Genomic DNA, 10,346 nt, shown 5'->3' on the forward strand with positions numbered 1-10,346 from the left:
GCCTCTTCTTTTTGATTTGCCCAAGTTCGGAGGAAACAGGAAAAATGATACATGAAATTATTGTGGTCGAAGGCAAGGATGACACAACAGCCATTCAGCGCGCTGTACAGGCTGAGACGATTGAGACAGGCGGCTCGGCGATTGGAGAAGCAGTGCTAAGACGTGTAGAGCTGGCGAAAGAGCGTCGCGGCGTTATTATATTTACTGATCCCGACCATGCCGGCGAACGCATCCGGAAAATCGTCTCGCAGCGGGTTCCGGGCTGTAAGCATGCTTTTTTGCCGCAGGAAGAAGCGTTCTACAAAGGTGATATAGGCGTTGAAAATGCTTCGCCGGAAGCCATTAGAAGGGCGCTGGCTAATGTACGGACAGAAGCGGTTGACGGACAAGCAGCTCCCCAACCAGAAGTAACCTGGGAAATGATGATGGAAGCAGGGCTTGTCGTGAGCTCGGACGCTTCAGAGCGCCGCTTGTTAATGGGCAATTTGCTTGGCATCGGGTATGCTAACGGCAAGCAGTTCTACAAAAGATGTGTCATGTTCCGAATAACCCGGGAGGAATTCGATCAAGCTAGGCTGCAAATGGAACGGGAAATCGGAGGGAAAGGCTCATGAAGCAGCTTGAAGTAGCAACACCTAAAAGAACGAAAGATATTATTGCAAAGTACGGTTTTTCTTTTAAAAAGAGCTTGGGTCAAAATTTTTTGATCGATCAAAATATATTGCATAAAATTGTGGCTGCGGCAGATCTGAATGGCTCAAAGGGAGCGCTGGAAATTGGTCCCGGGATCGGCGCATTGACGCAGCATCTGGCAGATACGGCCGCTCAAGTAACGGCAATTGAAATCGATGACCGGCTCATTCCGATCCTTCAGGACATTTTCGCGGAAAGCGAGAATGTGCATATTGAGCATGGCGATGTGCTGAAGCTGAATCTGGCGCAATTGATTGAGCGGCAATTTGCTGATTGTACAGGAGTTAGTGTTGTTGCTAATTTGCCTTATTATGTCACAACCCCAATTGTAATGAAATTACTGGAAGAGAAACTCCCGCTTGAAAATATTGTTATTATGATTCAAAAAGAAGTAGCGGAGCGAATGGCAGCAAGCCCGGGCAGTAAAGCTTACGGCAGCTTAAGTGTAGCCGTACAGTTCTATTGCATCCCTGAGCTGGTCTGTACGGTGCCGCATACGGTCTTCATACCGCAGCCTAATGTTGATTCGGCAGTGATCAAGCTGCGGCTGCGGGAGGCGCCTCCAGTCGATATAGAGGATGAAGCGCATTTTTTCCGCACCGTGCAGGCAAGCTTTGCCCAGCGCCGCAAGACGATGGCGAACAATCTCACGGCCTGGCTTGGCAAGGAGCAGCGCGAGCAATCGCTGGCTATCTTGGAGGAGTGCCAGATCGATGCGTCGCGGCGCGGAGAAACGCTGACCATTGCTGAATATGCCGTCTTAAGCCGGGCGCTGATTAAAGCCGGTCTGGGTGTATAATATTTCGACGTATGACGGCGGCAAATTGTTTCATCGGGCGCTCAAAAAATTTTAGTGAGAATGTTCACCAACCTTTCGTTCTGCCCATAGGATAGACGAAGAGGTGATTGCCCATGAAACAAGGGGATTTGGTCATACGCAAGTCGTATGGCGGGGACGTCCTTTTTCGAATCGCAAAATTGAATAAACAATTGGCTACGCTAAAGGGCACGGATTACCGGCTCATCGCAGATGCGCCGATTCCCGATTTATTGCTTATACCGGATCCAGAGGAGGCAGCTCCATCCAAGCAGGTGCGCATCAAAGTAGACGAGTCAACACAGCGTATGCGCCAGGAGCGTCAGCAGCAGCAGCGGAAGGTGCAGCAAGACGAGGAGAAGATGGGGCGAGCCTTAAATCATAATGCCCCTTATTTTGAAGTGCCCGGAAAAGTGCTGCATCTGGATGGCGATGCCAGCTATTTGCACAAAAGTATGGATCTTTACAGACAGATGCGGGTACCGGCTCAAGGTTTGCATGCCCACGAATCCCAAATGCCGGCGATTGTGCAGCAGCTGCTGCCGCAGATTAATCCGGACATTCTTGTTATAACAGGTCACGACGGCGTGCTAAAGAAGCGGGAGACGCATGATCTATACAACTTGGCCAGCTATAAAAACTCACAAAATTTTGTTAATGCGGTTCACATCGCCAGACAATACGAAAAAAGTCATGATGGTCTCATTATTGTGGCAGGGGCGTGTCAATCGCATTTCGAAGCTTTGCTGCAATCGGGGGCCAACTTTGCCAGTTCTCCAGGGCGTGTGCTGATTCATGCGCTTGACCCTGTATATATTGCGATCAGGGCGAGCTATACGAGCATGAGGGAGACGATCGATCTGGCCGATGTCATTCATGGCACTATTAGCGGCATTGACGGCGTGGGCGGAATTGAAACTAGGGGGAAATATCGGGTAGGTTTACCTAGGCCAAAAACGTTAACGGGTGTCAAGCCAACTGTATAATATGCCACAATTCAAATGATTTATGCATAAATTTAACTTTTCATATTGACAGAGTAATTAACCGACTGTTATAATATAAAATTTTGACAAACTGCCTCTTCCGCGTTATAATGGACAAGGAAAGAGGTGGTAGTGGACAATGGCAAAAAATGCGCTGTTGGAAATCAAACGCAGTTTGGAGGCTCATGTCGGCTCCAAGATTCGTCTCCGTGCTAACGGGGGCCGCCGAAAGACCATCGAAAGAACAGGTGTACTTGAAGAGATCTACCCTTCTGTCTTCATTGTGAAACTGGATCAGGAACAACATGCTTTCAAGCGTGTTTCTTACAGCTATGCCGACATTTTGACCGAATCGGTCGAAGTGATGGTGGATAGCGATGACGGACAGGTTCGCATCACTTATTTGCAATAACGCCTAAAGCTTCATGTCAATAGGATTTGCTTTTTGGATACGGTGCTTGCTGCGCCGGCTAATCTTTATTTCTGCTGCTGCAGAAAAGGGGGAATGCCAGCGTATGCCAGGACCGTGTTCTTATTTTTCCAGCGGAACGCTGCCGCTTAATTCGCATGACGTTCGGTATTTCATTGCATACTAAGCTTATCTTGATGAGCGAAGGAGGGTAATGATACGATGAGCCGAAGACGCCGCAGTATAATGAGTGAGCAGCTGAAGCAGGAATTAGCAAAGGACCTGGGCTTTTACGATACAGTACAAAAAGAAGGATGGGGCGGTATACGCGCCAAGGACGCAGGCAACATGATTAAGCGCGCCATTCAGCTGGCCGAGCAGGCGGCTGCACAGTCCTATACTGCACAGGCCGCTAACCAGCCGGGGCAAGCCGCTCGTCCGGCCATGCCGCAGCAGACATGGCGGCAGACGGCGCCAATGCCGCAACAGCGCCCTGTGCAGCAGCCGTATGGAACACAGCAGCGGACGACTGCCACTATGGCCCATCAGCATGCAACGGGCTTTATGCCATATATGAACACACAGATGACAAGCCAGCAGCAAGCCAATACACCGCCAAATTAATGACCGCAAGGCGCCATCGCAGCGGTTTTAAAAGCTAGGACGCCAGCAGATGGGAGCTTCTGCTTGTAATGCGTCTTAGCTTTTCTTTTTTTCTTTTGTTAAAATAGAGACTAATGGTGATATAAAGTCAACGGAAATGAACGGGTGAAGATGACGAATGAAAATTTATGAGAAGGCCCCGGCTAAAATCAACTTGATGCTTGATGTGCTGCGCAAACGCGAAGACGGGTTTCATGAAGTGGAAATGATTATGACAATGGTCGATCTCGCCGACCGGCTGGAGATGGAAGAGCTGCCGCGCGACAGCATCATGATATCGAGCCAGGCTGGCTATATACCGCTAGATGAAAAAAATTTGGCGTTTCAGGCAGCGAAGCTTATTAAAGAGCGCTACGACGTCCGTAGAGGGGTCTACATTCATCTGGATAAGAAAATACCGGTTGCAGCCGGTCTGGCAGGCGGAAGCAGCGATGCGGCTGCTACGCTGCGTGGATTGAACCGGCTGTGGGATCTGGGGATTTCGCAGCAGGAACTGGCCGAACTGGGAGCGGAGCTTGGATCGGATGTGCCGTTTTGTGTGACGGGGGGAACGGCTTTAGCTACCGGACGCGGGGAACTGCTGCAGCCAATCGACAATCCGCCGCAATGCTGGGTGGTGCTGGCGAAGCCGCCGATTAATGTATCGACAGCCGATGTGTATGGGCGTTTCAATGTTGCGGCTTTGCGGGAGCATCCTTCCGCTGCCGATATGATAAAGGCAATTGCTGACCATTCCTTCTCTGCAGTATGCAGCCAGCTAGGCAACGTGCTTGAGTCGGTGACATTGCAGCTTTACCCCGAGGTAAGGCAGCTCAAAGAAAGCATGCATCGTCTAGGGGCTGACGGTGTGCTAATGTCGGGCAGCGGACCGACTGTTTTCGGCTTAGTCAGCAAAGAAGCCAAAGTTTCACGCATTTATAACGGTTTACGTGGATTTTGCAAGGAAGTATATGCAGTCAGAATGCTCACATAACTGCTGCATATCTTGATTAAATCCGTATAAAAATGATATATTATGTGTATAATATTCGGATTTTTGGCGAAGGGGAATGGCCGTGAAGAAGTTGAAGCGAAGTGCAAGACTCGTGGAAATGACACAGTACTTGCTAACGCGTCCTCATACTTTAATTTCGCTAACAGCGTTCGCCGATCGTTACCAGTCGGCGAAATCGTCCATTAGTGAAGATCTTGCCATCATCAAGGAAGTGTTCGAACAAGAGGGGCTCGGCGAGCTTCAGACTCTTGCGGGCGCGGCCGGCGGTGTGAAGTACCTGCCGAAGATGAACAAGACACAAGCGAAAGAAATTATAGAGCAAGTATGTCATCAGCTTGAGCAGCCGGAAAGAGTGCTTCCGGGCGGCTATTTGTACATGACAGATATATTGGGACAGCCGCTTCTGCTTGCTGAAATCGGGAGAATGTTCGCAACCGCTTTCGCCGGCCGCGATATTGATGTCATCATGACGGTGGAGACCAAGGGGATTCCGCTTGCCTATGCGACAGCAGCCCATATGAATTTGCCCGTAGTTATAGTGCGCCGGGACAATAAAGTAACGGAAGGCTCGGCAGTCAGTATCAATTATGTGTCCGGATCGACGAAGCGTATTCAGACCATGTCATTGGCGCGGCGGGCATTGAAAGAAGAGGCAAGGGTGCTCATTATCGATGACTTTATGAAGGCCGGTGGGACGGTACAGGGGATGATCGACCTGCTCCATGAGTTTAAGGCTAAGGTAGCGGGGGTCGGCGTTCTGGTGGAGTCTGGCGAGCTGGGGACAGAGGAGCGCTTGCTTGAGGATTATATATCCCTTGCTAAGCTGACGGCAGTCGATTTGCGGACGAAGCAGACAACTATAGTGCCGGGTAATTTTTTTCAGTAAATGACCTTGTCTAGAAAAGTTTGCACTGTCCGGCCCGGACAAGTTTAGGGGCGATATGTTTCGCGGATTTGTGAATTTTAGAAGATAATTCTTTTATTGGAGGCGTAGGGGCATTATGGAAAACCTTAAACCGCAAGTCGTTTCTACAGATCAAGCGCCGGCAGCGATCGGCCCTTATTCACAGGCTGTTCGTCTTGGCAATCTGCTGTTTACATCAGGGCAAATCCCGTTGAAGGCGGACGGCACTTTAGTCGAGGGCGGCGTTGAGGAGCAGACACACCAGGTTTTTCAGAACCTGAAAGCTGTTTTGGCAGCAGCCGGCGCTGATTTTTCGGATGTCGTAAAGGCGACTGTATTTATTAAAGATATGAATCAGTTTGCAGAAGTGAATGCGATTTACGGCACCTATTTTGGCGATCATAAACCTGCACGCTCGACGGTGGAGGTTGCCCGTCTTCCAAAGGACGTACTTGTCGAAATTGAATTAATTGTATCGATATAAGTCGAATAAGATCGAATAATTTGTATTTCAAAAAAAAATTATAAAAAAAGGTATTTTTTTACCAAAAACAAGAAGGATTTTGCATCGGAATGTGGAAGTATACACCAAGTCTTCGATAGGCAAAGGTGGTGAACACAGTGCAAATTACCGATGTCAGACTCCGCCGTGTAAATTCTGAAGGACGCATGAAGGCTATTGCTTCGATTACTATTGACAATGAATTTGTTGTTCACGATATTCGTGTGATCGACGGCAACAATGGTATGTTCGTAGCAATGCCAAGCAAGCGAACTCCGGATGGAGAGTTCCGCGATATCGCGCACCCGATTTCTTCAGCAACTCGCGAAAAAATCCAAGCTGCTGTACTCGCTGAGTATGAGCGTGCCGCGACAGAAGAAGAAGTAATTGAAGAGGGAGCGTAATGAAGCGCTTAAGAAATCGGACGGAGGACCCCTTTCTGAGGATTGCCTCCGTTCGCGGGCAAGTCCCGAACAATGGAATGGAGAACATATCGCAGTCATTTCTTCCTAATGCTATTTACGGAGGGAACGATGCGGCATAAAAGGAGAGAGCCGGCAGGCTCTCTCAGCCTGTTGGCATTGTGCCAGCAGGCTTTTTTTGCTTTTATAGAATTATATGTTTTACCTGATAAATTCTATTAAGCCCGTGGCAAAGCGTTACAGAAAAAAAGGAAGATTTCCCAGCTGCTATAAGACTGAGGGTTCTTTTCTTTTGTGTATGAATACGCTATAGTCAGTAGAGAATTAGTTCAGTTGACTCCGCCAATTATCGTAATGGAAGCTAGACTAACAGAATGTGGAGGGAATTCTTGTGAAAGTAATGGCAATCATACTTGCGGCCGGTCAAGGCAAGCGAATGAAATCAAAATTATATAAAGTGCTGCATCCTGTATGCGGCAAGCCGATGGTCGGACATGTGCTGCAAACAGTCAAGGAAGCCAACTGTGAGCGCACAGTCGTCGTTGTCGGCCACGGCGCTGAAGCGGTCCAGGCTTATGTAGGCGAGGGGGCCGAGTTTATCCTTCAGGAGCAGCAGCTTGGCACAGGCCACGCCGTCCGCCAGGCAGAAGGTTTGCTCGCTAAGGAAGCAGGCACAACTGTTATTCTGTACGGCGATACGCCGCTTGTTACGGCAGATACGATCAAATCACTTTTAGAGCTTCACACTAGCAAAGGAGCAGCGGCGACGGTGCTTACGGCTGTCGTGCCGAATCCGCAAGGCTTGGGGCGGATGATACGCGATCAATCCGGACAAGTTCAGCGGATTGTAGAGCAAAAGGACTGCACACCCGAGCAGGCGGCTATTACAGAAATTAATACAGGCATGTACTGCTTCGACAATATCAAATTGTTCGAGGCGCTCAAGCAGGTTAAAAATGACAACGCCCAAGGCGAGTATTATTTGACGGATGTCATTGAAATTTTGAATCAAGCTGGAGAGAAGGTAGAAGCCTTCTGCGCGCCTGATTATGCAGAGGGCGTCGGCGTCAATGACCGGGTAGGGCTGGCGGAAGCCGAGCAGTTAATGCGGACGCGCATCGTGCGCCGCCATCAAATTAATGGCGTGACCATTATCGATCCGGCAGCGACCTATATCGAGGCGGACGTTACAATCGGGGCAGACACAGTCATTTATCCGGGAACGATGCTGCGCGGCTCAACATCAGTAGGCACGGACTGCGTCATCGGACCTAATACTGAGCTTGCGGACACGATCATTGGCGATGAAGTTGAGGTGAAGCACTCGGTTCTAACTTCGGCATCTGTGGGCAATAAGAGTGCAGTGGGGCCATTTGCTTATCTTCGTCCGGGAGCTAAAGTCGGTGCCCGCTGTAAAGTTGGCGACTTTGTAGAGCTGAAAAATGCCGAGCTGGGAGATGGCACCAAAGTTTCGCATCTGAGCTATGTAGGCGACGCCAAAGTGGGACGCGATGTAAATATTGGCTGCGGAGCTATTACAGTAAACTACGACGGCTACAACAAAGGGTTGACCGAGATTGGAGACGAGGCCTTTATCGGCAGCAACGTAAACCTTATCGCTCCAGTGAAGGTTGGCGACAGTGCCTATGTAGTAGCCGGTTCGACGATTACTCATGATGTGCCTGCTGGCGATTTGGCAATTGCCCGCGAGCGCCAGGTGAACAAAGCGGGATACGCCGAAAAAATTCGCAAGCGTGCTAAAGCAAAAAAAGAGAACACTAGTAAGCAATCATAGAAATCACGTAGTTTAAATAACCGGTCAGTTTGCGCAGATGCCATCGATGGCTCAAGGGCTGATCGGTTTTTCTCATTCAGCAAGGCGGATAAAGGCTCATACAAATGGGGAAATATATAGAAGTGCTTAATGAGTGAAAAATTGCAGGGAGGCTTCTACATATGACCCTATTACTTAAAGCTGACGCAAGAAAAGCAGGCTCGCGCGGCGCGTTGAATCAATTGCGGCAGAAGGGACAGATTCCAGGCGTGGTCTATGGAAAGAAGATAGGACAACCGCTGCCCGTCTCAGTCTCGGAAAAGGAGCTGCTGAATATTATTCGCACCCATCCAAATGCTGTGCTTGAATTGCAGCTGGCCGGCGGCAAGCAGCCTGCAATGCTGGCTGAGATTCAGCGCGATCCGTTGTCTGGCTCTGTCCTTCACATTGATTTCCATCAAATCGATATGAATGAAGAGGTTAAAGCCGCGGTACGGATCGAATGGACCGGCGAAGCTCAGGGGGTAAAAGAAGGCGGTATTCTGCAAGCCATGCTGCATGAAATTGAGGTGCAATGTTTGCCGGACCGTCTTCCGGAAGCGATTGAAATCGATATTTCACAGCTGCAGGTGGGTGAAAATCTGCTGGTAAGCTCACTCGAGCTGCCGGCAGGTGTAAAAGCCAAAATGGATCCAGATCAGGTTGTGGTAACAATACTGGCGCCGCAGAAAGATACGGGCACTGATATTGAAGAGCGATTGATGGAAGAGAAGGAAATGCCGGCAGCGGCAGAATAACGAGAACAAGGGCCGCCTGCGGGCAGCCCTTTTAATTTTTCAATATCCAGGCCGGGAAACAAAGGTAAATTGCATGCGGTTGTAGAACACATTATTAACCTTAACGAAGCCTTGAGAAAATTGCTCAATATAGCCGATATCGCTATGATCTTTGCCGCAGTAGATTTGTACGGGCACTTCGTGGTCGCGATGATCTTTAAAATGAAAGTCGGCGAAAATTAATTGACCGTTCGAATACATCAAACGACGCTCCTTTTTTAAATAATATATAGTTGGCACTCAGCCGTTCTATAATGATGACAATTTACAAGGCGGATTCGTTGCATTATTACAAAAAGTTTACAAAATAATTTGCTGGATTATGGCGAAAAGAGGCAAGAAAAATAAAAATTGCTGGAAGTTTAGTGGGAAATAAGCTGATTTCGGCAAAGCAGTAGGAGTGAACAGCATCAATGAAATGGATTGTTGGGTTGGGAAATCCGGGTACGGCTTATGCCGGCACTCGTCATAATGTAGGTTTCATGGCTGTAGATGCGCTCGCCAAACGGCTTGGCATCAATGTGACGCAAAGCAGAAGCAAAGCTCTGGTGGGCGAAGGGCATGCCGGCGGCACGAAGGTGGTGCTGCTGAAGCCGATGACCTATATGAATTTGTCAGGCGAAGCCGTTAGAGGGTATATGGATTATTACAAGGCAGACATTGAGGATCTGATTGTTATTTACGATGACCTGGATACAGAGACGGGAAAAATCCGGCTGCGTTATCAAGGAAGCGCCGGCGGTCATAACGGCATCAAATCGATTATCCAGCATACGGGGACGCAGCAATTCAATCGCATCAGGATGGGGATTTCCCGTCCGCAGCCTGGCATGAATATCGCGGATTACGTCCTGTCGGCTTTTGCGAAAAGCGAAGCTCCACTAATTGCCGAGATGATTGAGCGGACATGCGATGCGCTCGAATTTTCCTTAACAAATTCATTCGACAAGACGATGGCCAAATTTAACGGGTGATCCGTTAAACTTTGACTAAATCGGGCATACTGGGGGTATAACGAATCTTCAGGAGGCATACTATGGCTGTAAACTATATTTGTCGGCACTGTAAAACTGAAATCGGAACGATCCGGGACTCTCATGTGTCAGAGCTGCAGCTAGGCTTCCATTCCTTGACCCTCGAAGAGCGCAGCGATATAATAGCGTATAACCCGAATGGAGATGTTACAGTCACAATCATCTGTGATTATTGCCGTGAGGCGCTGGAAGCTAACCCGGAACTGGCTCTTGTAGCCAATCCGCTCCAGTGAACGGGGAATGGCAGAAGCTTTGCGGAGTCTTGGCATTAAGGCCGAGGCTCCTTTTGTGAATTGCAAAATTAACCGGACG

General features: G+C 49.0%; 13 protein-coding genes and 1 pseudogene. 13 read left to right on the forward strand and 1 reads right to left on the reverse strand.

The window, feature by feature from the left end; genetic code table 11:
* Positions 1-44: 44 nt before the first annotated feature.
* The 11 genes and pseudogenes from rnmV (at position 45) to ACFQ0N_RS35000 (ending at position 8,961) form a co-directional block, all read left to right on the forward strand.
* Entirely contained in the window at positions 45-614 is a 570-nt protein-coding gene (gene rnmV / locus ACFQ0N_RS34950) for a ribonuclease M5 (protein WP_379334746.1), read from the forward strand.
* Positions 611-1,492 carry a 16S rRNA (adenine(1518)-N(6)/adenine(1519)-N(6))-dimethyltransferase RsmA gene (gene rsmA / locus ACFQ0N_RS34955; protein ID WP_379334747.1) on the forward strand — a complete coding sequence of 294 codons (882 nt, stop codon included), beginning with the start codon at positions 611-613 and terminating at the stop codon, positions 1,490-1,492. The genes rnmV and rsmA overlap by 4 nt, the downstream gene beginning before the upstream one ends.
* 113 nt (positions 1,493-1,605) lie before the next feature.
* Complete coding sequence (gene yabG, locus ACFQ0N_RS34960; protein WP_379334748.1) at positions 1,606-2,496, forward strand: sporulation peptidase YabG; 891 nt, start codon at positions 1,606-1,608, stop codon at positions 2,494-2,496.
* 139 nt (positions 2,497-2,635) lie between these two features.
* Positions 2,636-2,908, forward strand: coding sequence for a biofilm formation stimulator Veg (gene veg / locus ACFQ0N_RS34965; RefSeq protein ID WP_379334749.1), 273 nt, complete (start codon positions 2,636-2,638; stop codon positions 2,906-2,908).
* A 219-nt stretch (positions 2,909-3,127) separates the two neighbouring features.
* Positions 3,128-3,298, forward strand: a pseudogene (locus ACFQ0N_RS34970) (small, acid-soluble spore protein, alpha/beta type); the annotation flags it as partial.
* 388 nt (positions 3,299-3,686) lie between these two features.
* Positions 3,687-4,541: a 4-(cytidine 5'-diphospho)-2-C-methyl-D-erythritol kinase gene (gene ispE / locus ACFQ0N_RS34975; RefSeq protein WP_379334750.1), complete on the forward strand. Its 855-nt coding sequence runs from the start codon at positions 3,687-3,689 to the stop codon at positions 4,539-4,541.
* Positions 4,542-4,623: 82 nt separating this feature from the next.
* Positions 4,624-5,448 (forward strand): pur operon repressor, encoded by an 825-nt coding sequence (gene purR / locus ACFQ0N_RS34980; RefSeq protein WP_379334751.1) that lies wholly within the window; start codon positions 4,624-4,626, stop codon positions 5,446-5,448.
* A 115-nt stretch (positions 5,449-5,563) separates the two neighbouring features.
* Positions 5,564-5,950: a RidA family protein gene (locus tag ACFQ0N_RS34985; protein WP_379334752.1), complete on the forward strand. Its 387-nt coding sequence runs from the start codon at positions 5,564-5,566 to the stop codon at positions 5,948-5,950.
* Between the two features lie 137 nt (positions 5,951-6,087).
* Positions 6,088-6,372, forward strand: a complete 285-nt coding sequence (gene spoVG, locus ACFQ0N_RS34990) for a septation regulator SpoVG (RefSeq protein WP_379334753.1) — start codon at positions 6,088-6,090, stop codon at positions 6,370-6,372.
* 409 nt (positions 6,373-6,781) lie between these two features.
* Positions 6,782-8,185, forward strand: coding sequence for a bifunctional UDP-N-acetylglucosamine diphosphorylase/glucosamine-1-phosphate N-acetyltransferase GlmU (glmU, locus tag ACFQ0N_RS34995; RefSeq protein ID WP_379334754.1), 1,404 nt, complete (start codon positions 6,782-6,784; stop codon positions 8,183-8,185).
* Positions 8,186-8,346: 161 nt separating this feature from the next.
* The gene (locus ACFQ0N_RS35000; protein WP_379334755.1) at positions 8,347-8,961 is read left to right on the forward strand and encodes a 50S ribosomal protein L25/general stress protein Ctc; all 615 of its coding nucleotides are present in this window, start codon (positions 8,347-8,349) and stop codon (positions 8,959-8,961) included.
* 39 nt (positions 8,962-9,000) lie between these two features.
* Here the strand turns inward: ACFQ0N_RS35000 and ACFQ0N_RS35005 are convergent, their stop codons facing one another.
* Entirely contained in the window at positions 9,001-9,201 is a 201-nt protein-coding gene (locus ACFQ0N_RS35005; RefSeq protein WP_379334756.1) for a hypothetical protein, read from the reverse strand.
* A 212-nt stretch (positions 9,202-9,413) separates the two neighbouring features.
* Here ACFQ0N_RS35005 and pth point away from each other — a divergent pair, with 212 nt between their 5' ends.
* Positions 9,414-9,974, forward strand: coding sequence for an aminoacyl-tRNA hydrolase (gene pth, locus ACFQ0N_RS35010; protein ID WP_379334757.1), 561 nt, complete (start codon positions 9,414-9,416; stop codon positions 9,972-9,974).
* Positions 9,975-10,036: 62 nt separating this feature from the next.
* The gene (gene fin, locus ACFQ0N_RS35015; RefSeq protein ID WP_379334758.1) at positions 10,037-10,267 is read left to right on the forward strand and encodes an anti-sigma-F factor Fin; all 231 of its coding nucleotides are present in this window, start codon (positions 10,037-10,039) and stop codon (positions 10,265-10,267) included.
* Positions 10,268-10,346: the final 79 nt, after the last annotated feature.

The sequence above is a fragment of the Paenibacillus sp. GCM10027626 genome (assembly GCF_042676285.1).
Classification (GTDB): domain Bacteria; phylum Bacillota; class Bacilli; order Paenibacillales; family Paenibacillaceae; genus Paenibacillus_Z.

What these genes read in the sequence shown, in the direction of transcription:
- pth (WP_379334757.1), top strand. Translation starts at nt 9,414, where the DNA reads ATGAAATGGATTGTTGGGTTGGGAAATCCGGGTACGGCTTATGCCGGC.
- fin (WP_379334758.1), top strand. Translation starts at nt 10,037, where the DNA reads ATGGCTGTAAACTATATTTGTCGGCACTGTAAAACTGAAATCGGAACG.
- ACFQ0N_RS34985 (WP_379334752.1), top strand. Translation starts at nt 5,564, where the DNA reads ATGGAAAACCTTAAACCGCAAGTCGTTTCTACAGATCAAGCGCCGGCA.
- ispE (WP_379334750.1), top strand. Translation starts at nt 3,687, where the DNA reads ATGAAAATTTATGAGAAGGCCCCGGCTAAAATCAACTTGATGCTTGAT.
- rnmV (WP_379334746.1), top strand. Translation starts at nt 45, where the DNA reads ATGATACATGAAATTATTGTGGTCGAAGGCAAGGATGACACAACAGCC.
- yabG (WP_379334748.1), top strand. Translation starts at nt 1,606, where the DNA reads ATGAAACAAGGGGATTTGGTCATACGCAAGTCGTATGGCGGGGACGTC.
- ACFQ0N_RS35000 (WP_379334755.1), top strand. Translation starts at nt 8,347, where the DNA reads ATGACCCTATTACTTAAAGCTGACGCAAGAAAAGCAGGCTCGCGCGGC.
- veg (WP_379334749.1), top strand. Translation starts at nt 2,636, where the DNA reads ATGGCAAAAAATGCGCTGTTGGAAATCAAACGCAGTTTGGAGGCTCAT.
- rsmA (WP_379334747.1), top strand. Translation starts at nt 611, where the DNA reads ATGAAGCAGCTTGAAGTAGCAACACCTAAAAGAACGAAAGATATTATT.
- ACFQ0N_RS35005 (WP_379334756.1), bottom strand. Translation starts at nt 9,201, where the DNA reads ATGTATTCGAACGGTCAATTAATTTTCGCCGACTTTCATTTTAAAGAT.